Consider the following 25,705-nt stretch of genomic DNA (forward strand, 5'->3'; position numbering starts at 1 on the left):
AGCACTCGGCCCTCGCCGAGAACAAGGCGCGGCGCCGAGCCGTGCCGCGCCCTTCGCATGAGAGAGATGCATCGGACGCATGAAGGCCGCCTCGTCACCGGGGCGGCCCTCGCGAAACGGCGGGCGACCCTGGCCCCGTCACGACAGGGCCGGGCTGCTCCGAAGGGGGGACTGCGTCAGTCGCGCGCCGCCTGGGCCTGCTCACACAGCTTGCCAAACGCGTCCGGCTCGTGCACCGCCAGGTCGGCCAGAACCTTGCGGTCGAGATCGATGCCGGCCTTCTTGAGACCGTCGATCAAGCGGCTGTAGGTCATGCCATGCTGGCGCGCGCCGGCATTGATGCGCTGGATCCACAGGCTGCGGAAGTCACGCTTCTTCTGGCGGCGGTCGCGATAGGCGTACTGAAGGCCCTTTTCGACCTTCTCGATGGCGATGCGGTAGTTGGTGGAATGGCGGCCGCGGTAGCCCTTGGCCAGCTTCAGGATCTTCTTGTGGCGGGCATGGCTGGTGGTGCCGCCCTTGACGCGGGACATGGCGCTCTACTCCTGACGAAACGAACAAACCGGAACGGGACCGAGGCGCGGGGCGCCGTCGGTCGGATCAACGCGCGCTTAGCGGCCGTACGGCAGGAAGTTGCGCTTGATGATGGTCGTGTCCGCGTCGCACAGAATCATCGTGCCGCGCGCCTGCCGCTTCATCTTCTGCGGCTTGTTGCGGAGCATGTGCCGCTTGTAGGCCACATTGGCCCGCACCTTGCCGGTGCCGGTCAGCCGAAAGCGCTTCTTCGCCGCGCTCTTGGTCTTCATCTTGGGCATTTGATTGGTCCTTGTGCGGGCCGGGCCGACTCGCGGCGCGCTCCAGAGACCGCGCCCCGTCACCCGGCGGGGAGTTCCTGAAACGGTCGGGCATGCCCTGGCGCGCCTCCCGGTGGGACCCGGGTGCGAACGCGCCGCGCCACGCCGTTCCTTGACGGTGAAGCCTGGGCTTATAGCGGCTCGCGGGATGGGACGCAAGGCCAACACGGCGGCCGCGACGCAAGGCGCCAGCGGGTCAGGCTCCATGGATCCCTGTTGTTTCCCCGTCCGCCGGCATGCGGGGCCATCCTGCCACCGGATGTGGGTCCGCCCCTCGCGAGAGCGCCGTATTCTTAGGGATAAAAGCACTATAAGTTGAATAAATTTTCCTGAGTTATGCGCAAGACGTTAAGGATCCTGGTTCGAATAACAGGCAATCGCCGTCCAGTAACCCAGGGGATCGGGCCTACGCCAGTGCTAAGACAATGGTCAATCTCCCCCGACCATGGTTAGACTTCGCGATCCGGCCGACCCCGCCCCAGGACATCATCGGCGTGCTCGCCCGGTCCACCCCACACCCGGACCCCAGGCTCGACCGTGAAGACCACCCGTCGCCTCGTCTCCGTCACCAGCCTGGCCATCATCGTCGTCGCGGCGCTGGTCTTCGGCGTCGCGCATCGCGTCTTCGGTCTGGCCGACCTTGGCGACGCCGCCCGCGCGCAGGCCGAGGTGATGGCGCAGGCCCTGATCAACATGCTGGAGATGGACCTCCCGCACCTTCCGGATCTGGCGGACACCGACCGGCACACCTTGTTGAGCAGCCCGGTGATCCACGCCCTTCAGGGCAAGGTGACGCGCCTGGTCGACGACCTGCCGGTCGCCGAGATCCGCGTGCTGGACCGTCAGGGCCGAATCCTGGCCTCGGTCGACCAGCAAGAGATCGGCATGCCCATCGCCACCCGCGCCGGCCTGAGCGAAGCCCTGTCCGGGCAAACGTGGCATGAAGGCGGCGGTGGGCCGGACGGCACCCAGCCGCTGGGGCCGCTGACCGGACCCACGCGCCATGCGGTGCGGGTTCCCTTGCGCGCGCCCGACGGCGCCGTGATCGGCGTCCTCGGCCTGTCCCTGGATACGCGGGCAATGCTGGCCGACGTGACGCGCCGCCACGGCGCGTTCCTGCTGGCCGGCACCTCCGTCCTGGGCCTGATCTACCTGATGCTCCATGTGGCCGTGCGTCGTGCGTCCCTGCTGGTGGACCAGGAACAGGCGCGGGTCCGCGCGGAGCAGGCCCGTGTCCGCGCCGAGGTGGAGCGGCGCCGCAGCATCGCCGCCGAACTGGCGGACCGCGAGCGCCTGTTGCGTATCGTGACCGACAGCCTGCCGGCGCTGTTGACCTACGTCGACCGGGACCTTCGGTACCGGTTCAACAACGCGCGCTATGAGGACTGGTACGGCGTCCCGCGCACGGACATTCCCGGACGCCGGGTCCCGGAGTTGATAGGAGAACGCAACTTCGCGGCCCTGCGCGACCAGATCGACCGGGTCCTGGCCGGCGAGGCCCTCACCTTCGAGGCCACATTGGAAACCCTCGGCGGGCCGCGTCATGTCCGGCTGGACTTCACCCCGGACCGTGACGAGACCGGCGCCGTGCGCGGATACGTGTCGCTGGCCAACGATATCTCGGACCTGAAGGGCCTGGAGCGAAAGCTTCGCGAGACGCAGGCCCGCACCGAACACCTGGTGGAGGTGCGCACACGAGAACTTCAGGCCAGCGAACAGCGGTTCCGCGATTTCGCCGAGGCCAGTTCCGACTGGTTCTGGGAATGCGACTCCGACCTGCGCATGGCCTGGGTTTCGCTGGATCGCCGCACCTCCGACATGTCGGGAATTGATCTGGCGCAGTCCATGGGACGGACCCGGCACGAGATCGTCGCCCGCGGCGACCCGGCGCTGGCCGATCGCCACCAGGACGACCTGCTGGCCCGGCGCCCGTTCCGCGACCTGGAGTACGCCTGGACGGACACGCGGACGGGCCAGCGCCTGGCCGTCAAGACCTCCGGCAAGCCCATCTTCGACGATGATGGACGGTTTCTGGGCTATCGGGGCGTCGCCGCCGACGTCACCGCCCAGAAGGCCACCGAGGCCCGCGCCCAGCAGGCGGAAACCCACCTGATGGCGGCCCTGGACAGCATCGCCGACGGATTGACCTTGTGGGACGCCAATGACCGGCTGGTTCTGAAGAACACGGCGTCGCTGCCCGGATTCTCCAAGCTCGACGCCTGGCTGATCCCCGGCAACACGTTCGAGGACGTCATCAACGCCTCGCCCCTGTTGCCCGCCATGACCATGTACCTGGACGGCGAACGGATCACCGGCGACACCGATGCCCTGAGAGAGCGTCGCCTCGAGGCCCACCGAAGGACCGCCTGTGTGATGGAGTTGCACGATCCGGCCAACGATTTCTGGCTGATGATCACCGAACGGCGCACCCAGGACGGTGGCACGGCCACCCTGTTCACCGACATCACCCACCGCAAGCGCACCGAACTGGCGCTGCGCAAGAGCGCGACGGGACTGCGGGAGTTGCATCGCATCACCGCCGACCCGCGACGGGACGCGCGAGCCCAGGTATCCGCGATGCTGCGGTTCGGCGCCGAGCATTTCGGACTCGGGGGCGGCGCGCTGATGCGGGTCCGGGGCCAGGCGCTGGTGGTGGACGACAGCGTTCACCCCGGCTGGGGACCACCCCCGGGCGCGGTGCTGCCGCTACAAGGCTCGCCGCTGGAAGCCGCCCTGAAGGGCGAGGAACCCCTGGTGGTCCAGGACGGGCGCGACCTGTTCCGACCGGCCGCGATGTCGGCCCATGGCGACACCCGGCCCATCACCGCGCTTGTGGCCGAACGCCTGGAGGTGATGGGCCATACGCTGATCCTGGCGTTCTTCTCGCCGGCGCCCGGCATGCCGACCTTCGGCACCACCGAGCAGGAACTCCTGAAGCTGATGGCCCAGTGGGTCGCGGGCCTCCTGTCACGGGACCGGAGCGCCGAGGAACTGCGTCTGGCCAAGGAGCAGGCCGAAACCGCCAACCGCACCAAGAGCGAGTTCCTGGCCAACATGAGTCATGAACTGCGCACGCCATTGAACGCCATCATCGGCTTCTCCGATGTGATGCTGCAGGAGGTGCTGGGACCCATCCCCAATCCCACCTACAAGGACTACCTGGGCGACATCCATGCCTCCGGACGGCATCTGCTGGACATCATCAACGACATCCTCGACGTCTCCAAGATCGAGGCCGGGCGCCTGGATCTGGTCGAGGAACCGGCCAGCGTCGCCGACCTCCTGGATGCCTCCGTGCGTCTGATCCGCGAACGCGCCGATCTGGCCGGCATCACCCTCGACGTCGCCGACCTGGCGGCGCTGCCGCCGATTCACGCGGACGGACGCCGCATCAAACAGGTGCTGCTCAACCTGCTGTCCAACGCCGTGAAGTTCACGCCACGCGGCGGCCGCATCACGGTCACCGGCCGTGTGCGATCCGACCGATCGATGATGCTGACCGTCTCCGACACGGGGATCGGCATGGCGCCGGACGAGGTCGCCCTCGCCCTGACACCCTTCGGACAGGTGGAGACCGGCCTCACCCGCCGTCAGGAGGGCACCGGCCTGGGGTTGCCGCTGTCGCGGGCGCTGATGACCCTGCACGGCGGCGCCCTGACCATCGAGAGCGAGAAAGGCCGGGGCACGCGCGTGATCCTGACGCTGCCCGCCGATCGGCTGTGGCCGACCGGTCCGCATCAACGGCCGGCGTCCCGCAATTTGGACACATTCAAGGAAAAACATGGTGGGCGTGGCGAGCGCGCGTGAGACCGCAGGTCCCGGCCAGGCCGGGGTGGCGCACGGTTCCGGCCCCACCCTTCCCACTCCTTGATTCGCCCACTCCGAGTCCCGCCCACTCCGAGTCCCGAGGTCCAGCCATGCTGATCCGGTTTCGCGACCCCACCGCGCCCCGCCCCTCGGAGATCACGCCCGAGGCCACATGGCACGATCGCCGCCGGTTCCTGGCGGGTGGCGCCGGTCTGGCCCTGGCCGGACTTATGGGGGCGGCACCGCGCGCGGCCGGCGCCGCGTCCCCGGACGCGTTCGCGCCACTGCCGCCGGCGCGGCCGAGCGCGCTGTCCACCGCCGAGGACCCCAACTCCTTCAAGCAGATCACCACCTACAACAACTTCTATGAGTTCGGCACCGGCAAGGACGACCCGGCCCACGCCGCCAAGGCGCTGGTCACGGACCCGTGGACCGTTCGGGTGGACGGCGCCTGCGCCAAGCCCGGAACCTTGGATGCCGGGACCCTGACCACCCGCTCCGACCTGGAAGAGCGGATCTATCGCCTGCGTTGCGTCGAGGCATGGTCCATGGTGGTGCCCTGGGTGGGGATCCCGCTGTCCACCGTGCTGTCACGATTCGAGCCCACCGGCGACGCCCGCTACGTGGCCTTCGAGACGCTGCACGATCCCCGCCAGATGCCGGGACAGCGCAGCCGCGTGCTCGACTGGCCATATCGCGAGGGCCTGCGCCTCGACGAGGCCCTGCATCCCCTGACCATCCTGGCGGTGGGCCTTTACGGCCGGGTGATGCCCAACCAGAACGGCGCGCCGGTCCGCCTGGTGGTGCCCTGGAAGTACGGCTTCAAGTCCATCAAGTCGATCGTGCGCATCACCTTCACCCCCGACGAACCGCCCACGAGTTGGAACCAGTCGGCGGCCCATGAGTACGGCTTTTATGCCAACGTCAATCCGACGGTGGACCATCCCCGCTGGAGTCAGGCGCGCGAGCGGCGCATCGGCGAGTGGGGCCGGCGCGACACGCTGATGTTCAACGGCTACGCCGAGCAGGTGGCGTCGCTGTACGCCGGGATGGACTTGCGGAAGCGGTTCTGACCGTGGCCGATCCGACTCATGACCCCGCCATGACCGTCGCCCCATCCGCGTCCACACGCCCGCGCGTCCGGTCTCCCTCCGGCGGGCGCCGGCGGGACCGCGTCTGGCGGGTCGGCGTGTTCCTGGCCTGCGCCCTGCCGCTGCTGACCCTGGCGGCCTGGACGGTCACCGGCGACCTGGGCGTCAATCCCATCGAGACCATCGTGCGCCACCTGGGCGACTGGGCCTTACGGCTGCTGGTGCTGACCCTGGCGCTGACGCCGCTTCGGCATCTGACCGGGTCCACGCGCTGGGTGCGCCACCGCCGCATGGTCGGCCTGTGGGCCTTCGCCTATGCCGTCCTGCACGTGAGCGCCTATGCGGTGCTGGACGTCGGCCTGCACGGCCCGACGCTGATCGACGACCTGACCAAGCGCCCCTACATCATGGTCGGCATGGGCGCGCTACTGACGCTGATTCCCCTGGCGGTCACCTCCACCCAAGGCATGGTGCGCCGCCTGGGGGGCCGGGCCTGGCGACGCCTGCACCGGCTGGTCTACCTGGCAGGGATCCTGGCCGCGACCCACTACCTGATGATGGTCAAGGCGGACATCACCGACCCGATGGTCTACATCTTCCTGCTGGTGGTGCTTCTGGGGGCCCGCGTCACGCGCTGGCTGACCGGCCGTCCGGTGTAACGGCACCGGCCACTGCCCCGCCCCGCTACCCGCCGCTGGGCACCACGACCACCTCGCCACCCTCGCCGAAGCTTTGCACCAGGCTACCCACCACCAGGTACCAGCCGTCCACCAGCACGAAGAACACCAGCTTGAAGGGCAAGGCCAGCATCATCGGTGGCAGCATCATCATGCCCATCGACATGAGCACCGAGGCGATCACCATGTCGATGACGATGAACGGCACGTAGATCAGGAAGCCGATCTCGAAGGCGCGCCGCAACTCGCTGATCATGAAGGCCGGCACCACGGCGAGCAGCGAGGCGTCCTCCGACGAGGTCTCGACCGGGGCCTCCGACAGGGTCAGCATCAGTTCGAGGTCCTTGCCCCGGGTGTGGCGCAGCATGAAGGCCCGGAACGGCTCGACCGCCCGTTCGAACGCCTCCAGCTCCTCGACCTGCTCGTTGATCAGGGGCGCGATGCCCGCCTCCCAGGACTGCTGGACCGTGGGCGCCATGATGAACGCCGTCATGAACATGGACAGGCTGATCAGGACCATGTTGGGCGGCGTGGACTGCGTGCCCATGGCGTGACGCAGGATCGAGAAGACCACCACAAGACGCGTGAACGAGGTGGCCATCAACAAGATGCTGGGGGCCACGGACAGCACGGTGATCAGCGCCACCATCTGGATGATGCGCCCGGTGACCGTGCCCTCGCCGCCGCCCAGGTCGAGGCTGAAGGTCTGCGCGAGGGCCGGCCCGGCCAGCATGACCAGCGCCCCGGCCGCCGCCATCGCCACCAGGACCCGGATCGCGTGCGTGGTCCTCATGGTATCACCGCCTCGTCTCATCGCCGGCCGCGCCGTCCTTCGCCGTGCCGCCCCGGCGCTTCAGGACCGACCGGAACGATCCCGGCGCCAGCGGTTCCGCCGGCGGGTCGGTGTCCGGCGGCACGGGAATGTCCTGTTCCACGACCACGTCGTTCAGGCCCCCCACCAGCAACAGGTGTTCGGTTTCGTCGCGCCGCACCAGCACCAGCCGGCGGCGGGTATCGACCACCGTCGCCTCGACCACCCGCAGGCGTCGCGCGCGCCCCCCGGCGGCGGCGGGCACGCCCAGGCGCGCGCCCCAGCGCCGCAGGCCCACCGCCAGCAGCAGGATCAACCCGATCACCAGGACCAGGGAGAGCACCAGGCGTATGTAGCTGTCGATGTCCATGGACCGCGGATCCCGGCGAGGTGGGGCAGGAGGGCCACGGCCACGGAACCGCCCGACGACGGACCTGGATAGCACCGCATCGCCTAACTTTGGCTTAATGGCGACCCCATGCCGGCGCCCGTGCCCCGCCGGCGTCCCAAGCCCTGTTTCCCTCGGCCGGGCTTTTGGGCTAGATTGCGGCTCGTCCGCTCCCCCGAGGGCAGAACACCGTCCCCGGATCAGGCCGGGACACCCTCGCCACCCCTCACCTCGCCACGGATCCCTCCCCTGCGCGAAGCCAAGACACACCGGGACGCCTGGCTTGACGCCGCCTTCGCCATGCTGGCCGAGGGCGGCGTGGACAATGTTCGCGTCGAGCCGCTGGCGCGACGTCTGAAGGTGACCAAGGGGGGGTTCTACTGGCACTTCAAGGACCGCGCCGACCTGCTGGCGGTGATGCTGGTCCGCTGGCGCGACGGACGCGCCGAGGTCATCACCCGACATGCCCAACCGGGGCCGGACGAAACCGCCGAAGACGTGCTGCGGCGCCTCCTGGCGCGCTACCTGAACCACCCCAACCCGCGTGGCGCGGCCATCGAGATGGGAGTGCGTGACTGGGCGCGTCACGACGCCGAGGCCGCCGAGGCCGTGGCCGCCGTGGATCACGAGCGCCTGAGCCGTGTGGTGCCGCTGTTCGAGGCCCTCGGCCTGGACGTCGACGAGGCGCAGGCCCGCGCCCGCCTGTTCTACGCCTATGTGTTCGGTCAGAACCTGCTGTCGCCCAGCACCAACGCCGCCGAGGCCGAGCGCCAGAAAGATAGGATCACCGCGATCCTGCTGGGGGGGTGTGGCCGGTGACCGGCGCGGCGCGGGTGGACACGTCCCGCCCGCCGAGGATATCGCCACCCGCGCCCGGTCAGGGTTCGCCGACCCCCAGGGGGCGCACTTCGATGCGCAAGGGGCCGCCGGTGCCGGCCTCGACCGCCGCCGCGTCCAGGCGCGCCAGGACCTCGACGGCCTGATCCACGCCCTCGGCCCGGGCGCGCGCCAGCCAGGGCCGCGCGGCCCGGGGATCGGCCATCGTGCCCCGGCCCTCGGCCAGCGCCCGCCCGACCTTGTAGGCAGCCCAGGCGTTGCCGGCCTCGGCGCCCAGCCGGTAGAACGCCAGCGCCCGGACGGGATCGCGCGGGACTCCCAGGCCCCGTTCGTACAGGCTGGCGATGGCGCCATGGGCGGCCGGGACGCCCTGGGCGGCGGCCCGGCGGTACCAGGCCAGGGCCGCCCGCGGATCGCCGTGCAGACCGGCGGCCCCCTTTTCCGCGACCCGTCCGGCCTCATAGAGCGCCTGGTCGTGCCCCATCGCGGCGGCCCGTGAGAAGTGCTCGAAGGCCCGGTGGATCGCTCCAACCCCCTGCCCCCGGGCCACCGTCATGCGCCCCAGCGCCGTGTGCGCCTGGGCCAGGTCCCGGGATGCCGCGACCCCGTACCACCGCCAGGCCCGCGCCGGATCCGGCGGCATCGCGGCACCGGCGCCCCGTTCGTACAGACGCGCCAGATCAAGCGCGGCCCAGGCATGGCCGCCGGCCGCCGCCCGCTCCAGCAACGCCCGGGCCGCGCCGGGATCGGCCGCGCCACCCTGGCCGCGCGCCAGCAACCGCGCGAGGTCGGTGGCCGCCTGGGCCGCCGCCAGCCCGGATCCATGCTCGACGGCATGGCGCAGCCACTGGCGCGCCCGCGCCGGGTCCGCCGCCATCACCCCGGGCACGCCGTCCCGCGCCAGCCGCGCGAGGTCGATGGCCGCCGGCACATGGTGCTCCGCCTCGGCCCGCAACAGGGCGATGGCCCGCGCCACCGACGCCGGGTCACCGCGCGCCACCAGCAGCCGCGCGGCCTCCACGGCGGCCTGGGCGTGCCCCTGGGCGGCGGCCTTGACGAACCAGTCCAGAGCATCGCCGGCGCGCCCCTGATCCCGCAGCAGGAGCCCCATGGCCCGGGTGGCCTCGCCGTGGCCGGCCTCGGCGGCGGCGCGCAGGTGGGCGACGGCCGCCGCCGGATCGGGCGGCATCTCGCCGGACCGGCCCTCGGCCAGCAGCTTTCCCAGCGCCGTGTGCGCCCGCGCCCGGCCGGCCTCCGCCCCGCGCTCCAGAACGCGGCGCGCCCGGATCACGCCTCCCGGCAACGGCGGTTCGGCGTCCGCGTCCAGCAGGGCGAGCCCCAGGTCCACCAGCACATGGGCCGGCGCCTGGCGTTCGATCCGGTCCAGCAGCGCCTCGGCCCCGGCCCGGTCCACGGGCCGTCCCAGACCGGGCGTCAGCATCAGGCGGGCCAGGGGCAGGGCGGCGGCGATCTCGCCGTCGTCCAGGGCCTCGGCCAACAGCACGGCGGCGCGGTCGGGGTCGTGGCGACCGTGATCCTCGTCCAGCAGCGCCTCGCCCAGGCGCAGCCGGGCCAGCGGCTCGCCATCGTCGGCCGCCGCCTCCAGCAGCACCCACCCCTCGGCCCCGGCGGCCACCGCCCCGGGGCGGCCCTCCCGATCCCTGGCCCGGCGCAGCAGCAGCGTTCCCAGGTCGGCCCGCGCCCGGGGCACGTCGTCCGCCACCGCCTGCCGGAGATAGCGCTCCGCCGTCGCCGGATCGCGGTCGATCCCGCCCCAGCCGTACAGAAGCGACATGCCCACGTAGTGCGCCGCCGGCGCGTAACCCGCCGCCGCCGCGCGCCGCGCGAGCGCCAGCGCCGCCTCCTGGTCGCGCGGCCCCAGCAGGTCGGAGCCGTGCACATGCGCAAGCTGATACTGCGCCTTCACATGGCCGGCGGCGGCGGCCCTGGTCCAGGCATCGACGGCGGCCGTCATGTCGCCGTGCAGCTTGTGCCGCGAGCCCTGAAGGTAGTGGTACCCCGACAAACCCCGCGCCACGAAGCCGTCCGGCGCCCCGGAACATCCGGCCAGGATGAGAACGGCCAGAACGGGGGCCAGCGCGCGCCCGATCGCCCCCGGACGTTCGACCTGGGTCGCCGTCGGGATGGCCAGACCCGCACACCTCCCTCGCGGGACGCCGCGCATGATCGCCCCCTCACCGATCGTCATAATACGTGCAAAACCCTGGCCTCTGCACTCAATGTTCGGGTATACCATTGCGGACGGGAAGAGACCAGGGCGAAGCCATGACGGGCGCGGCGGCGGCACGGAAGACGGATCTGGTCGACGCCCTGGAGGCGGAGGAACGGGCCCTGATCCGTCGCCACCCCCTGCCGGCGCCCATCTTCCTGCCCACCGACCGCCAGCCCCTGGCCGATCGCGTGGCGGGCTTGCGTCGGGTGCTCGCCCTGTACGAGGGTCGCTGGGCCGCCGAGCACCGCTCCCGCCTGGCCGCCTTGCGCGACCGCCACAAGGGCCGGCGCATCTTCATCCTGGGCAACGGCCCCAGCCTGGGCCGGGTGGACCTGGACACCCTGGCCGGCGAGATCACCGTGGGCGTCAACGGCCTGTTCCTGGCCTTTCCGGAAACGCGGTTCCGACCCACGTACCATGTGGTCGAGGACCACCTGGTCGCCGAGGACCGGGCCGCCGAGATCAACGCCCTGCCGCCGGGCATCACTCGACTGTTTCCCATCAACCTCGCCTATGTCCTGGACGAGGGACCGGGTGTCGTCTGGTTCGACCACCGGCCCCGGCCGGGCTATCCGGACCGCTTCGATGTCTCCCTGGACGCGCTGGCGGTCACCTACGCCGGCTGCACGGTGGCCTTCACCTGCCTCCAGCTCGCGGTCTTCCTGGGCGCGCGGGAGATCGTGCTCCTGGGGATCGACCTGGACTATCGCCTGCCCGCCGACGTGACCCGCCAGAAGCCCCACGGCGGGGGAGTCGGCGTCCTGGACATGGCCAGCGACGACCCAAACCACTTCCACCCCGACTACTTCGGCAAGGGCAAGCGCTGGCACGATCCCCAGGTGGACAACATGGGCCGGGCCTTCGCCAGCGCCCGGGACGTGCTGGGCGCCATGGGCGTGCGGCTGATCAACGCCACCCCGGGCGGGCGCCTGGACCTGGTGCCGCGCCGCCCGCTGGCGGCGGTGCTGGCGGGCGAGAGCGCGCCGCCGCCGCGCCTGCTGGTGCTGGACCTGACCCCGGTAGGCGGGCTGTCGGCCAGCGGCCAGATGAAAGCCGCCCTGATGGCGCCCTGGCGGGGCGGACGGCTGATGGCCGTCTGTCCGGAGGCCGCGCCGGACCGTTTCGTGGTCCATCATCCCGACGGACGCGTCGAGGCGGACGTGGATGCCGGCACCGCCGCCGCGCGGGCGCGGGCCTTCGCCCCCGAGGCGGTGTACTACCGCCCACAACCGTCGCGCGGCCACCTCCACCCCCTCGCCCTGGACCTGATCCACCATGGCCGGTGGCCCTTGATCCTGCATCTGCTGGACGACTGGCCGGCGCTGCTGGCCCGGACCGATCCCCTCGCCCACGGGGTCTGGGACCAGGACCTGCGCTGGCTGGCCAGGCGGGCGGGCGTGCGCCTGGGCATCGGCGACAGCATGGCCTCAACCCTCTCGGACCGCTACGGTGGCGGCACCTGGCAGGCGCTGGCCAACGGCATCGACCCGACCGACTGGCCCGACCGCGACAGCCCGGCGGGCGCCGGCTGCCCCACCCGGTCCTTCGACCTCGTGTACGCCGGGTCCCTGTCGGCCACCATGAACCGCGACGCGGTGGCCGCCGTGGCGCGCGCGGTGGATGCGCTGAACCGATCACCGGACGGGCCGCGCATGGCCCTGACGCTGTGGGTGCTTCCCCCCTGGACCAAGGCCGCCCGCGACCTGGCCGAGGGCCTGTCGGGCGTCGCGGTCAGTATCGCCGACGATCCCGACCCGGCGGCCTATCGCGCCCGGCTGCGCCGCGCCGACGGGGTACTGCTGGCCGTCGGGTTCGAGCCGGACAGCCGTCGGCATACGCGCCACTCGATCGCCAACACCCTCCCCGAGGCCCTGGCCAGTGGCGCCGCCATACTGGCCCACGGCCCGGAGGAGCAGGCGACCCTGGCCACGCTGGCGGCGGCGGGCGACGTCGCCATGCTGGTCACCGAGCCCGATCCGGCGGCCCTCGGGACCGCCCTCGCGCGGCTTGCCGGCGACCCGGCCCTGGCGGCGCGCCTGGGCGCGCGCGGGCGAGCATACGCGCTCAATGCCTTCGCCCTGGCGCCGCGCCAACGCCGCCTGGAGGCCCTTGTGCGCACGGCCGCCGCCGAACGCTCCGTGATCTCCGCCGATCACTCGCGCGCCGATGGCGCCCGCCTGGACGAATCGGCCCTGTTGCTGGCCCTGGCCCGCTTCCAGACCACCGCCCCCGGGCGCCTGGTGGACGTGGGCGCGCATCGGGGCGGCTTTCTGGCCCCCTTCGCCGAGGCCGGCTGGTCGGTGCTGGCGCTGGAGCCCGAGGCCGCCAACCACGCCGCCCTGGCCGGCCGCGCCGCCGCCTGGCCGCTGGTGACGGTGGAGCGCCTGGCGCTGTCCGATGCCCCGGCCGAGGGTGCCGCCCTGTTCACCGCGCCGGACAGCACGGGCGTCGCCGCCCTGTCGCCCTTCCTGGACAGCCACCGGGAGACCGACCGGGTGCGCGTGGACACCCTGACCGACGTCCTCGACCGTCACGGCCTCGACACCGTCGACGTGCTGAAGGTGGACACCGAGGGCTGGGACCTGCGGGTGCTGCTGGGCCTGGACTGGGGCCGCTGGCGCCCGCGCCTGGTGATGGTGGAGTTCGAGAACGCCAAGACCCTGCGGCTGGGCCACTCCATGGGCGATCTGGTGGCCCTGCTGGAGGGGCGCGGCTATGTCGTCTGGGTCAGCGAATGGCATCCGGTGCTGCGCTACGGCAGCCGCCACGACTGGCGCCGCCTGACCGGCTGGCCACCGGGCGACGACGAGCCGCTGCACGATCCGGACGGCTGGGGCAACCTGATCGCCCTGGACCCGGAGGCCGGCCTCCCGAACGATGACGCGCTGGCGGCCATGGCGCGCGCGGCCCTGACGGTGGCCCCCCGCGATGCACCCGAGCCAGCCACCCCGCCCCGCCCGGCGGCGCGACCGGCGCCGTCCGCCCCCGACCCGGCGCCACCCCCCGCCCCCCCGCCGCCGGCGCCACCGCGCGACAGCCGGCTCGCGCGCGGACTGCGCCTGGCCCGGGCCATGCTGGCGATGCTCAGCGGCTGGCGGGCGCCCGTGGCCCTGGGCTTGCTGGCCCTGGCCGCCGCCCTGCCCTGGCTGCCGGCGCCGGGATCCTCTCTGGGACTGCTCCTGCTGACCGCCGGGCTGCTGGCTCTGGCGGCCTACGCCCCGGTGCGCGCCCTGCGCCTGGCCGCCGAGGCCGAGGATATCCGCAAACACGCCCTGGAAGCCCGCTTCAAGCGCCACATCGGCTGGGTGCGCGGCGACATGGCGGCCCTGGGCGATGACCTCGCGGCCCGCCTGCGCACGCTCGACGCGGACGCCGCGGCCCTGCGCGCCGCCCTCGGCGAGGAACACAGCGCCCGCGTGGCCGCCGCGACCGCCCAGGAAACGGCGCTGACCCGGCGCCTGGACGACACCGCCGCGACCCTGGACCGGACCGCCACGGATCTCGCCGAAACAACGCGACGGCTGGCCTTGGCGGACACCCGGGTCGCGGCGCATGGACAAGCGCTGGACCGGCTGTCGGCCGACCTCGCCACCCGCGCCGACACCCTGGCCGATCGCCTCGCGCGCGATACCCGAGGGCTGGCCGAGACCGTGGCGGAACTGCGCGCCGACCTGTCCCGGGAGAACGCCGCCCGTGATGCCGCCTGGCAGGCCGCCGTGGACGACGCCGAGCGGACGGCGGCCCGGGCCGACCGTGCCCTGTCCGCCACGCTGACCCAGCGCCTCGCCGAGGACCGCCAGCGCGCCGCCGCCTCCCTCGCGCACCTGCGCGGGGGGCTGGGCGAGCCGCCGCCGGGCCATCGCCTGGACACACTGGAAGACCGCCTGATCCGCGCCGGCGCCCTGGGCGCCGACCGCTTCCAGCCCTTCGCCCGCGCCCTGACCGACGCCGACATGGACCGCCTGCGGACTCGATGGCCGCCGACCCTGGGCCTGCCGGCGCTGGACCCCCGCGCCCTCGGGCATCTGGCCGACCGCCTGCTCGCGCTGGAGCGCCAGGGCGGCGGGCGGCTGGCCTGCTCCCTGCCGGCGGCGCTGCTGCGGGCACTGGCGGCCCGCGCGGCACCCGGGGCGGACACCTTGAGGGCGCTGGAGGTGGGGGTGCTGTTCGGCCTCGGCCTGGGCGTGCTGGCGGTCGCCATCGAGGATCAGCCGGGCCGCCGCCCCCGCCTGCTGGGCATCGATCCCCTGGACGGCGGCGCCTATGGCGCACCCGACGATCCCGTCACCGGCGCCCGCGTGACCCCGGCGCGGGTGCGGCGCATCCTGGCGCGCCTGGGCCTGCCGCGCCGCGCGGTCACCCTGATCCGCCGGTCCAGCGCCGACCCGCTGGCCGTGGCCCGCGCCCGCCGCTGGGCGGGACCGGCGGGCCTGGGCCTGCTGATCCTGGACGGCCGCCACGACCACGCCGGCCTGACCGCCGACTGGACCCATTACGCCCCCCTGCTGCGCCCCGGCGGGCTGGCCCTGATCGACGACCACGGCGCCGCCGCCTGGCCCGATGTGGCGCCCTTCGTCGCCCACGTGGCCGCGCGCACCCCGGGCGTCACCCTGCTGGGCGACGACTGGGGCACGGCGGTCCTGCGCCGGGATGCCATCCGATGACCCGCGCGCCCCAACACCACGGTCCCCAGGGCCGTCCTCTCCAAGGCCGTCCTGTCGAGCCCATCGGTCCGAGGGGGCGACGGCTGGCGGTGATCCTGCCGTCGCTGCTGTGCCAGTATGACTGCCCCTATTGCCGCATCAAGGCCAAGCGCCGCCAGCCCGGTGAGCGCCCCCTGTCCGACTGGCGCGACGCCCTCATGGCCATCGGCGTGCCGCTGGTCCACGTGGCGGGGGGCGAACCGACGGTCCTGAAGGGCTTCGCCGACTTCGTGCTGGGCTATCCGGCGCCGCTGCGCATGACCACCAACCTGTGGCGCCCGCCCGAGGACTGGCCGCCCGGCTTCTGGGAGCGGTTCGAGTACGTCACCCTATCCTTTCACCCGGACCATACGGATTTCGCCGGCTTCGCGGATCGGGCCGCCCGCCTGCGCGCGCTGTTCGACCGCCGGCCGGCGCTGCGCCCGCGCCTGACCTGCACCATCGTCGCCGATCCCCGCTGGATCGACGCCCTGCCCGGCTGGATTGCCCGCCTGCGTGCCCTGGGGCTGGAGGCCCGGGGGCAATACCTGAACCGGCCGGCCGGCGACCCGGCGCCCACCTACACGGCCCGTGAGCTGGCGCGCCTGCGGGCCAGCGGCATCCCCATGAGCCATGACCGGGCCGGCCAGGACGTCCACGCCACCAACCACCCCAAGCTGTGTGACGCCGGGCGGTTCTATTGCCATATCGACCCCATGGGCGCCGCCTGGCGCTGCTCCCGCGACCGACTGTCGCTGGGCACCCTGTTCGACGGCACCTTCGCCTGGCGGACCGGCGAGAGCCGCTGCGACACCGCCTGCACCGAGGCCTGCGACCGCGCCTTCGCCCGCAGGCGCGCCCTGGCCACGCCGGAGGTCGCGGCGGAATGACGACAACGCCATGGGTCCGGGTGGTCGTGGTCACCATGACCGAAGGACCGTTGCTGGGACGGTGCCTGGGCGCCCTGCTGGCTCAGACGGACCCGGCGTTCGAGGTGGTGGTGGTGGCCAACGGCGCCGACCCGGCGATCCTCGACCCCGTGCTGCCCGACGACCCCCGCGTCCATGTGCTCCGCCTGCCCACCAACATCGGCTATTCCGCCGCGAACAACGTCGGCGCCAACCATGAGACCGGGCGCCCGCCCCCGGCCTTCATCGCCACCCTGAACCCGGACGCCTTCCCGGACCCCGACTGGCTGGTGGCGTTGAAGACCGCCGTTCGCCGCCATTCAGAAGCCAGCGCCTTCGCCAGCCTTCAGGTGCTGGATCGCGCCCCGGCCCTGTGTGACGGCCTGGGCGACGAGATGGCGCCGGTCTGCCTGGTTTGGCGCGGCGGCATCCGCCACCCGGTGCCGCCCCGGGACCGGCTGGTGGAGGGACCGTGCTTCTCCGCCTGCGCCGCCGCCGCGCTGTATCGCCGCGCCGCCTGGGACACCGTGGGCGGCTTCGACGGCGCGTTCTTCTGCTACCTGGATGACGTGGATCTGTGCTTTCGCCTGCGCCTGCGGGGCGGGTCGGTGGTGTTCGTGCCCGGTGCCCGGGTCCACCACGTGGGCTCCGCCACCAATGGCGAGGACAGCGACTTCATCCGCTTTCACACGGCGCGCAACCGCCTCTGGCTGTACGTGAAGGCCATGCCCGGGCCGCTGTTCTGGGGGATGCTGCCGGCGTTCGTGGCGACGGGTCTGCTGCTGCTGGCGCGGGGCATGGCGCGCGGGCGGGGGCGGATCGAGGTACGCGGACTGGTCGCCGGGCTGGCCGGCCTGCCCCGGGTCTGGCGCCAGCGCCGGGCCGTCCAGCGCGCCCGAACCGCGCCATGGTGGCGGCTGGCGGCGGCCATGACCTGGGACCCGCGCCGCTTTCTGGCCCGCGCGCCGCGCCGCGACCGGATCCGCCCACCATGAGCCGCCCCCTGATCCTGGGCCGGGATATCCACCACCGGCCCGGCGACCCGCGCGACTGGGCCTTGCGGCTGCCGCCGGGGAACCGGCTGGAAGCCCCGGGAGAGGAGCGGTCGCTGACGGCCTCGGTGCTCTGGGCGGCGCTGCGCCAGGGGGTGCGGACGGTGGCCGTGCGTGACGCGGGCGGCGGCTGGCGGGAGACCACGCCGGCCGTCCTGCTTCTGGCGCGCCTGCGGCGGCGGCTGGCGGCCGTGGCCCCGGAGGCGGCGGACCGGGCTTGGGCGCGGGTGCTGGCGACGCCCCTGCCACCGGCCGGACGCGCCGAGGGACCGCTGGTGCTGGCGCTGCCCTCGCTGGCCGGCAACGGCGCGGAGCGTCAGGCCCTGGCGCTGATCGCCGGGTTGCGGGCGCGCGGCTGGCCGGTGCACGTGCTGGTCAAGCATCTCCACGACCGGCCGGGCGCAGCGGCGTTGCGACCCGACGTCGAGCGTTTGGGCGTGCTGGTGCACGTCTGGACGGACCCGCCCCCCCAGGACACGCCCGCGCTGGCCGCCCTGGAGCGCGCCACGGCCGGCCTGCCCGATGCCCTGGCGGCGGACCTGCTGGGGCTCGCCGGCTGGATCGCCGCCCTAAGGCCGCGCGCCGTGCACGGCTGGCTGGAGGGCACGGCGATCCTGGCGGCCACGGCGGCGGCGGTGCTGGGCGTGCCGCGCGCGGTGGCGGGCCTGCGCAACCTGGCCCCGGACCGCATGGCGCATCCCCTCGCCCGCGCGCTGCGGCCCGGGCTGACCCGGCTTTCCGGTCATCCGGCGGTGACCGTCACCGGCAACAGCCGCGCGGTGGCCGAGGATCATGTCCGCTGGACCGGGATCACCCCCCCCATGGTCCTTCCCAACGGGGTCGCGCCCATGCCGCCCGGGCCTCCGCACCCCGATCGCCCGCCCCTGGTGCTGGGGGTGTTTCGCCTGGTGGCGCACAAACGCCCCCTGCTGTGGCTGGAGGCGGCGGCGCGCGTGCGGGCGGCGCGACCGGAGGTCCGGTTTCGCCTGCTGGGCGATGGGCCGCTAGCCGAGGCGATCACGGCGCACGCCCGGGCTCTCGGGGTGCCACTGGAGCACCCGGGATGGGTCACCGACGTCACGCCGTACTGGGCCGAGGCGGCGGTGCTGCTGCATGTCTCGGCCGCCGAGGGCCTACCCAACGCCATCCTGGAGGCCCTGGCCGCCGGCGTGCCGGTGGTCGCGGCGCCGGCCGGGGGCGTGGCCGAGGCGCTGGGCCATCCGCCCGTGACTCCGCCGACCCCGGAGGCCCTGGCCGCGCAGGTGGTCACACTGCTGGATGATCCCGCCCGCCGCGAGACCCTGGCGGATGCCGGCCGCTCGCGCGCCCGCCGATTCTCGGTCGCCGCCATGGTCGCGCGTCATGAGCGCCTGTACGACACGCCGCCCGCGTCCTCGCCCGAGGACCGCCGCCATGCGCTGGCCGCGCGCCTGCGACCATCCGGGCTGGCGCGGTCGCTGGGCACCCTGGGCCGCCTGGCCCTGGCCGGAGAGGGCCACGAGATCGCGGCCCGGATAGCGGGCCTTATCGCGCGCCCGGCGCGCCCCCGGGCGGCCCGAAAGCCCACCGCGGCACCACCACCGACAATCGCGGCCGTCCCTCCAAACTCCCCGCGCCTCGCCTGGGTGGGCGAAACCCTGGATCGCGATGGCGCCCCGCTGAGCCTGCGCGACCTGGTCGCGGGCCTGACGATGCGGGGCGCGGTCACACCGTCCGTGGGGCTGGTGCTGCGCGATGGACCGCTGCGGGCCACCTGGACCGCCGCCGGCTGGCCGTTGCGGGTGGTGCCGGGGCACCCGCCCCTGACGGCCGGCGCGCTGGACCGGCATACGGACACCCTGGCCCAGGCCCTCACAGGCGCCCGCGCCGAGGCCGTGCTGGTCAACGGCCTGCGCGCCTTCGCGGGGGTGGAGGCGGCGGCGCGCGCCGGCCGGCCGTGCCTGTGGGTGATCCGCGAGCCCGGACCCGAGGCCCTGGCCGACCTGTCCCGATCGGTCCAGGCCCGCGCGCTCGATGCCTTCGCCCTCGCCGGCCGCGTGGTGTTCGTCTCCGGCGCGACGGCCGCCGCCTGGGCACCGTGGTGCCCGGCCGCGCGGGCCATGGTGATCCCCAACGCCCTGCCGCCCCTGTCCGCGCCCGGGCCGGATCGCGCCGCCGTTCGGGCGGCGCTGGGCTGGCCGGCCGACGCCTGGGGCGTGCTGGCCACCGGCACCCTGTGCCCGCGCAAGGACCCCCTGACCCTGATCGCCGCCCTGCCGTTATTGCCCGATGCCCTGCAAGCCCGCCTGCGGGTGGTCTGGGCGGGACGGGACGAGGCGGGATACGCACACCGGGCACGGCGGGCGATCCGGGATCTGCCAGAGCCCTTGCGCGCGGCCGTCGCCCTGGCGGGCGAGCACGCCGACCTGTCCCCCCTGTGGGCCGCCGCCGACGTGGCCGTCTGTGTGAGCCGCGCCGAGGCCGCGCCCCGGGTGGTGCTGGAGGCGCGGCGCGCCGGCCTGCCCCTGGTGGCGACGGCGGTGGGCGGGGTGGCCGACCAGGCGGCCTCCTGGCCGTCCACCTGGCTGGTGCCGCCGGCCGATCCCCCGGCCCTGGCCCGCGCCCTGACCGCCGCCTGGCACGCGGGGAGGCGTCCGACACCGCCGGGCGACGAGGCCGCCCGGTTCCGGGCGTTGGTGCGCGCCTATGCGGCCGCCCTTCGCGCCCCAGGCATCGCCCCGTGACCGGCCGCGCGATCCGCGCGCGGCTGGCGGCGCTGGGCGCCCTGGCCCTGGCGGGGCTGGCCATGGGACGGCTGGGGTGGGCCGTGGCCGGACCGGAGCCCTTGCGCACCCAGGCCGAGGCCCACTTCCGCGCGGCCGTGACCGGCGGCGAGTCGGGCCGCCTGCACGCCGCCGCCGACGCCTGGAAGGACGCGCTGGCCTGGTCGCCCGCCGACCCCTTCGCCTGGACCGGGCTGGCCTGGGCGGAGGCCCTGCGGGGCGCCCCGGCGCCCTATGTGGCCCGGCTCATGGCGCGCTCGGCGATGCTGTCGCCGCATGTGCCGGCGCTGCGCCGCGCCCGGCACCGCTGGTCGGCGAGGACCCCGCCCCCAGCAGCACCAGGATGGTGACCGCCACCGCCGGCATGTGCAGGGAAAAGTCCAGCAGGCCATGCAACCCGACCACCACCGCCGCCGCCACGGCCAGCCGCGCCAGCGGATCGCCGGAGGCCCGCGCGCCTGCCCAACTCCCCAGGGCCAGGGCGACAAACGCCGCCATCAGCGCCAGGGCAGCCGGGATCCCCAGGTCCGCCGCCAGTTCCAGGGGCACCGAATGGGCTTGCAGGACAAGGTGATCCGCGAGCGAGTCGTCGCGGAGGCGATGATAGAGCACCGGAAAGGTGCCCAGGCCATGGCCGGTCCAGGGCGCCTCCAGGATCGCCGCGCCGGTCACCCGATACAGATCCCACCGAAGGTCCCCGACCAGATGGGCCGGATCGAGGCGCTCCAGCCACCGGCCGCGCCCCGTGGCCAGCAGCAGCAGCGGCAGCCACGGCACCAGGGCCGCGCCCGCCAGCAGGCGCCGCCAGGGACGGCCCCAACCCGGCGGGCGGGCCAGGACCAGCACCGCCAGCCCGGCCAGCACGCTCGCCAGGCCCCAGCGCGACTCGGTGAACACCACGGCCACCATCCCCAGGGCAACCACGGCCCCCCACAGCCGGCGCCCCCATCGGGTTTCGGCCTCGCCGGCCGCCAGCGCCGCCGCCGCCACGCCGATCCCCGCATAGACCGCATAGGCGTTGCGGTTCACAAAGGTGGCCGTGGCCACGTCGTGGTACGTCCACTTCTCGATCCACCCGATGGTCTGCGTCCCGCTGACCAGCACCGCCAGGGCATAGGCCGCCAAGACGGCGCCCGTGGTCGCCAGCACGCGGACCAGCCCCCGACGGACAACCGGATCGGGCCCGACCAGCACCGCCCCCAGCCACGCGGCGGTGGCGTAGCCGGCAAGGCGGACCGCGCCCTCGGCCGTGGCCCAGGGGTCCAGCGACACCGATCCCCAGGGCACGCGCCCGGTCAGGGCCGCCAAGTCCCGCCAGTGCGCCCACGACGCGCCCAGCCCCGGCGCCGCCTGGACCAGCGCCCACGCCAGGACCCCGCCGAACCCGGCCAGGGCCAGGCACTGCGCCCCGGACCACGGTCGCCGACGGTCCGGATCCCGCCACAGGGTCCAGGCGGCCAGAACGAACACCCCCGCCAGCAGCAGCGCCCACGACCAGGGCCGGTTGCTGGCCAGGGGCAAGGGCGCCCAGGCCAGCAGCACGCACAGGACGAGGACGGGTCTCGACACCATTGCCGGCGCTCCGGATCCGTGGAACCATGGGATACGTGTGGAAAGGCTATCACGACACGCAAGTCTCGTCGCCAGGGTCGACCGGCTGTGGCGCGCGGTATCCCGGCAAACCTTAAGACATTATCAGCATCTTTTTGTTTTCATGAGACTTTGGCTGGTCCAGGACGGACGCGGTGCAGGGCGAGACGGCGGATGCGGCGTCGGGCCCCGCAACCACCACGGGGGCACAGGCATGGGGGACGGCGGCGATATCCGCGCCGGACAGGGGGACGCGGCCCGAACCCGGTGGTCCGGCCGGGCACCCTTGGCCGCGACCTGGGGTCTGGCGCTGGCGCTCGCCGTGGTCGGCGCGGGGCTGATCGCGCGCCCGGCCTGGAGCCAGCAGGTCTATTCCTTCGCCGACATCATGGCGGCCCTGACCGTGCGCCTGCCCGTCGGGCAGACGATCCCCGACGTGCAACCCCTGACCTTGCAGGAGGCGGTCCGCTCCCTGACCCTGGAGCAGGCCCCGCGCCATCCGGCCAACGTGGCGCGAATCGCCGGGGTCATGGCGCAGGTGCGGCGCGACGACGTCACCCGGCGGGCCGTCCATGGCGGCATCGCCGCCGCGCTGGACTCCCTGGTGGCCAGCGGGCGGCTGGCGCCCCTGGGCCGGGACCTGATGATGGAACAGGTGGGGATCGCCCTGGGCCTCGCGGGGCCGCCCGCGCTGTCGTCACCATCACCGGCATCGCCCTCCTCGACGTCACCGGCGCGCCCGCCCGTGACACCGGGCGCGATCCCTCCGGCCGCCGACTCCGGACCGCTTCCGCCCCCGGATCCGCCGCTCATCACCGCCCCCGTGTCGCGCATACCCGCGCCCGCCGTCACTACCACGCCGGAGGCCCCGCCGCCCCGGGCGGCACCGGTGCCGCCGGCCACCACGGCGACCCTTCCCCCGGCACATCTGGCGCCTCCAAGCCCGCCGCCGATGCCGTCCAACACCCCCGCGACCGCCCCGTCGCCCTATCCGGCGCCACCGGGAACGGCCCCGGGGCCGCCCGGCGGCGCGCCGCCCTATGCGTCGGCGACCCCGTCGCCCTATCATCCGGCCCCGCCGTATCCGCCGACGTACGCCACCCCGGCGCCATCGCCCTACCCCGCGCCCGGCACGGTCCCGGCCCCCACCCCCTGGCAGGGCCTCGGCCCCCAGCCGGGACAGGCGCTGTTTCCCTCGACGATCACGCCGGGCACGCTGATGGACCTGCCACCCGAGGTCACCGCGCCCCCCGCCACGGTCGCAGACAGCGGCAGTTGATCCCGCGCCGGCCATCCCCTTGTTGAAAAAATGGCTCTGGCGGCGCCGGAAACGGATGCCGTATGACTCGGGACGGCCCGGGGACCATCCCCCGGAGCTTCTCCCGGCGCGAAGGAGCCGATGTCCATGACCGACCACGCGGACCGCTTGATCATCGCCCTGGCCCAGATCAATCCCACGGTCGGCGACATCCCCGGCAACGCCGACCGCATCCGCGCCGCCCGCGCCCGGGCGGCGGCCGAGGACGCCGACCTCGTGGTGTTCCCGGAACTGTCGGTCTGCGGCTATCCGCCCGAGGATCTGGTGCTGCGCAACGCGTTCCTGGACACGGTGCAGGCGGCTTTGCTGGCCCTGGCGGCGGAGACGGCCGACGGCGGCCCGGCGCTGCTGGTGGGCGCGCCCTGGCGCTTCACGGACCTGGACGACGACCGCCGCAAGCTGGGCAATGCCGCCCTGCTGCTGGACCGGGGCGAGATCCACTTCGTCGGCCTGAAGCATCTGCTGCCGAACTACGGAGTGTTCGACGAGGTGCGGGTGTTCTCGCGCGGGCCGCTGCCCGACGTGGTTCCGGTCAAGGGGACGCGGCTGGGCATCATGGTCTGCGAGGACATGTGGGATCCGCGCGTGTCCGCGCACCTGGCGGCCCAGGGCGCGGAACTGCTGGTGGTCATCAACGGGTCCCCCTACGAGGTCGAGAAGCCCAACCAGCGCCTGGACCACGCCCTGCCCCGGGTGGCGGAAACGGGCCTGCCATTGGTCTATGTCAACCAGGTGGGCGGACAGGACGAACTGGTGTTCGACGGCGACTCGTTCATCGTCGCCGCCGACGGAACCCTCGCCGGCCGCCTGCCGGCCTGGCGCGAGGCCGTGGTGTCGACCGCCTGGATGCGCGCGGGCGACGGCCCGTGGCTGTGCGCCAATGCCCCGCTTGAACCGCGCGCCAGTTTCGAGGAAAGCCTCTATCGCGCCATGGTGCTGGGCTTGGCGGACTACGTGACCAAGAACGGATTCCCCGGCGTGATCCTGGGCCTGTCGGGTGGCATCGACAGCGCCTTGTCGGCGGCGGTGGCGGTCGACGCCCTGGGGCCGGAGCGGGTGTGGTGCGTCATGATGCCGTCGCGGCACACCTCCGGCCACAGCCTGGAGGACGCCGAGGGCGTCGCCCGCCTGCTGGGCGCGCGCTACGACACCGTGCCCATCACCCAGGCCATGAACGCCTTCGACGGCATGCTGTGCGACCTGTTCGCCGGCCGTCACGCGGACGTGACCGAGGAGAACATCCAGTCGCGCCTGCGCGGCATGACGCTCATGGCGCTGTCCAACAAGTTCGGCCCCATGGTGCTATCCACGGGCAACAAGTCGGAAATGAGCGTCGGCTACGCCACCCTGTATGGCGACATGTGCGGCGGATACTCGGTGTTGAAGGACGTCTACAAGACCACGGTCGTTCAGGTCAGCCGCTGGCGCAACGACCACGGCCGGCCCGAGGGCCTGCTGGGACCGGACGGCCCGGTGATGCCCGAGCGGGTCATCACCAAGCCTCCCACGGCCGAGTTGCGCCCGGACCAGAAGGACGAGGACAGCCTGCCGCCGTACGGCGTGCTGGACGGCATCCTGCATGGCCTGATCGAGAACGAGCAGGGGGTGGCCGACCTGATCGCCGAGGGCCGCGACCCCGAGATCGTGCATCGGGTCTGGCGGCTCCTGAACGTGGCCGAGTACAAGCGCCGCCAGGCGCCTCCGGGCGTCAAGATCAGCCTGCGGGCCTTCGGCCGCGACCGGCGCTATCCCATCACCAACCGCTTCCCGGGATAGGTCCCGTCCCTCGCGCGCAAAAAAGAACCGGCGGCCCGAGGGGAGGGGCCGCCGGTTGATGTTCGACAGTCCGGCTGTGGAGGGGTCGTGATCCGTGGCTGAGGCGGATCACGGTGCCGGACCCTGAGGGTCAACAGATCTGGCTGTCAGGATCGCGTGCTCGTGGAGGAGACTTGATCTGAAGGGTTGCCATGAGGTCCATTGATGGCGGGCCGTGTCGTGCCCACCGTTGATATCCCGACTATCGTACTCGGGCACTTACCGGAGTCCTACCGGATTATGAAAAGTCTGTCATAGTTCTAATGCGCAGCGGTGACCAGCGCCGGCGCCGGATGTGGCGCTTCCCTGACGTCGCCCCCCGCTGCCCAGCCGCCCGGCCGCCGCGACCACGCCGACGCCTCCACGCTCGCCACAGCAAAACAGAAAACCGGCGGCCCGAGGGGAGGGGCCGCCGGTTTTCTGAATTGGAACCCAATCGTGGAGGGGATCGCGACACGTGGCTGAAGCGCATCGCAGGGTGGGATGGGGTTCGCGGAGGGTCGGATTGGCTGACGATGCTCGAAGGGCTGGAAGACGGTGGCCGTGTGGAGGGACTGTCCTCGGATCGGTTGGCGCGAAGGGGCTGGGGCCGTGTCGTGCCCGCTGTTTGATGATGAGAGAATGACAGACCTCACCTTGCCGCAAGCCTGCGGGCACATGAACCGTTTGTCATTCTTCCGGGCGGCCCTGGCGAGGCGGCGACGCCCACCCGGGACGGCATGATCTCCCTCAAGACATGGTCTCCCTCAAAAAAAACCGCCGTTCCCGGGAGGCAACTCGGGAACGGCGGCAAGGGGCGCCTCGGGCGCCATCCTTGACGGTGGCGGACCCCGCGACGATACAGATCTGACGGTCCGTCCGGCCCCCCGACCCGCAGGCC

The 25,705-nt window shown here is 73.1% G+C and carries 17 protein-coding genes; 11 read left to right on the forward strand and 6 right to left on the reverse strand.

Features of this window, described 5'->3' with window-relative positions; translation table 11 throughout:
- Window positions 1-176: 176 nt before the first annotated feature.
- Both rplT and rpmI read right to left on the reverse strand, forming a co-directional pair.
- Window positions 177-533 carry a 50S ribosomal protein L20 gene (rplT, locus tag GGD89_RS10195; protein WP_184044827.1) on the reverse strand — a complete coding sequence of 119 codons (357 nt, stop codon included), beginning with the start codon at window positions 531-533 and terminating at the stop codon, window positions 177-179.
- Between the two features lie 78 nt (window positions 534-611).
- Window positions 612-815 (reverse strand): 50S ribosomal protein L35, encoded by a 204-nt coding sequence (gene rpmI, locus GGD89_RS10200; RefSeq protein WP_184044829.1) that lies wholly within the window; start codon window positions 813-815, stop codon window positions 612-614.
- A 576-nt stretch (window positions 816-1,391) separates the two neighbouring features.
- Between rpmI and GGD89_RS10205 the strand changes: the two genes are divergently transcribed.
- From GGD89_RS10205 to GGD89_RS10215, 3 genes are all read left to right on the forward strand, one after another.
- Window positions 1,392-4,661, forward strand: coding sequence for a PAS domain-containing protein (locus GGD89_RS10205; RefSeq protein WP_184044831.1), 3,270 nt, complete (start codon window positions 1,392-1,394; stop codon window positions 4,659-4,661).
- Window positions 4,662-4,771: 110 nt separating this feature from the next.
- Window positions 4,772-5,734, forward strand: coding sequence for a protein-methionine-sulfoxide reductase catalytic subunit MsrP (gene msrP / locus GGD89_RS10210; RefSeq protein ID WP_184044833.1), 963 nt, complete (start codon window positions 4,772-4,774; stop codon window positions 5,732-5,734).
- 29 nt (window positions 5,735-5,763) lie between these two features.
- The gene (locus tag GGD89_RS10215) at window positions 5,764-6,411 is read left to right on the forward strand and encodes a protein-methionine-sulfoxide reductase heme-binding subunit MsrQ (RefSeq protein ID WP_184044835.1); all 648 of its coding nucleotides are present in this window, start codon (window positions 5,764-5,766) and stop codon (window positions 6,409-6,411) included.
- A 25-nt stretch (window positions 6,412-6,436) separates the two neighbouring features.
- On the opposite strand, the gene fliP is transcribed toward GGD89_RS10215, so the two are convergent.
- Window positions 6,437-7,222, reverse strand: a complete 786-nt coding sequence (fliP, locus tag GGD89_RS10220) for a flagellar type III secretion system pore protein FliP (RefSeq protein ID WP_184044837.1) — start codon at window positions 7,220-7,222, stop codon at window positions 6,437-6,439.
- Window positions 7,223-7,226: 4 nt separating this feature from the next.
- A complete protein-coding gene (locus GGD89_RS10225) occupies window positions 7,227-7,610 on the reverse strand; it encodes a flagellar biosynthetic protein FliO (RefSeq protein ID WP_184044839.1) in 384 nt (127 codons plus the stop codon).
- Between the two features lie 267 nt (window positions 7,611-7,877).
- On the opposite strand from GGD89_RS10225, the gene GGD89_RS10230 reads away from it, so the two are divergent.
- Window positions 7,878-8,447, forward strand: a complete 570-nt coding sequence (locus GGD89_RS10230) for a TetR/AcrR family transcriptional regulator (protein ID WP_425503030.1) — start codon at window positions 7,878-7,880, stop codon at window positions 8,445-8,447.
- Window positions 8,448-8,505: 58 nt separating this feature from the next.
- On the opposite strand, the gene GGD89_RS10235 is transcribed toward GGD89_RS10230, so the two are convergent.
- Complete coding sequence (locus tag GGD89_RS10235; protein ID WP_184044843.1) at window positions 8,506-10,650, reverse strand: tetratricopeptide repeat protein; 2,145 nt, start codon at window positions 10,648-10,650, stop codon at window positions 8,506-8,508.
- Window positions 10,651-10,751: 101 nt separating this feature from the next.
- On the opposite strand from GGD89_RS10235, the gene GGD89_RS10240 reads away from it, so the two are divergent.
- The 5 genes from GGD89_RS10240 to GGD89_RS10260 are packed head-to-tail and all read left to right on the forward strand — an operon-like array spanning window position 10,752 to window position 20,452.
- Window positions 10,752-15,362, forward strand: coding sequence for an FkbM family methyltransferase (locus GGD89_RS10240; RefSeq protein WP_184044846.1), 4,611 nt, complete (start codon window positions 10,752-10,754; stop codon window positions 15,360-15,362).
- Window positions 15,359-16,270, forward strand: a complete 912-nt coding sequence (locus tag GGD89_RS10245) for a hypothetical protein (protein ID WP_184044848.1) — start codon at window positions 15,359-15,361, stop codon at window positions 16,268-16,270. The genes GGD89_RS10240 and GGD89_RS10245 overlap by 4 nt, the downstream gene beginning before the upstream one ends.
- Window positions 16,267-17,283 (forward strand): glycosyltransferase family 2 protein, encoded by a 1,017-nt coding sequence (locus tag GGD89_RS10250; protein ID WP_184044850.1) that lies wholly within the window; start codon window positions 16,267-16,269, stop codon window positions 17,281-17,283. Before GGD89_RS10245 ends, GGD89_RS10250 begins: the two co-directional genes overlap by 4 nt.
- The gene (locus tag GGD89_RS10255; protein WP_184044852.1) at window positions 17,280-20,063 is read left to right on the forward strand and encodes a glycosyltransferase; all 2,784 of its coding nucleotides are present in this window, start codon (window positions 17,280-17,282) and stop codon (window positions 20,061-20,063) included. The genes GGD89_RS10250 and GGD89_RS10255 overlap by 4 nt, the downstream gene beginning before the upstream one ends.
- Window positions 20,060-20,452 (forward strand): hypothetical protein, encoded by a 393-nt coding sequence (locus tag GGD89_RS10260; RefSeq protein ID WP_184044854.1) that lies wholly within the window; start codon window positions 20,060-20,062, stop codon window positions 20,450-20,452. Before GGD89_RS10255 ends, GGD89_RS10260 begins: the two co-directional genes overlap by 4 nt.
- Here the strand turns inward: GGD89_RS10260 and GGD89_RS10265 are convergent.
- On the reverse strand, window positions 20,349-21,674 hold the full coding sequence (locus GGD89_RS10265) for an O-antigen ligase family protein (RefSeq protein ID WP_184044856.1): 1,326 nt from the start codon (window positions 21,672-21,674) through the stop codon (window positions 20,349-20,351). The two genes, GGD89_RS10260 and GGD89_RS10265, sit on opposite strands and share 104 nt — an antisense overlap.
- Window positions 21,675-21,978: 304 nt before the next feature.
- On the opposite strand from GGD89_RS10265, the gene GGD89_RS10270 reads away from it, so the two are divergent.
- Both GGD89_RS10270 and GGD89_RS10275 read left to right on the forward strand, forming a co-directional pair.
- Window positions 21,979-22,971, forward strand: a complete 993-nt coding sequence (locus GGD89_RS10270; protein ID WP_184044858.1) for a hypothetical protein — start codon at window positions 21,979-21,981, stop codon at window positions 22,969-22,971.
- Window positions 22,972-23,091: 120 nt separating this feature from the next.
- Window positions 23,092-24,786 carry an NAD+ synthase gene (locus tag GGD89_RS10275; RefSeq protein ID WP_184044860.1) on the forward strand — a complete coding sequence of 565 codons (1,695 nt, stop codon included), beginning with the start codon at window positions 23,092-23,094 and terminating at the stop codon, window positions 24,784-24,786.
- Window positions 24,787-25,705: the final 919 nt, after the last annotated feature.

Origin of the sequence: Roseospira visakhapatnamensis (genome assembly GCF_014197915.1) — a bacterium.
GTDB classification, from domain to species: Bacteria; Pseudomonadota; Alphaproteobacteria; order Rhodospirillales; family Rhodospirillaceae; genus Rhodospira; species Rhodospira visakhapatnamensis.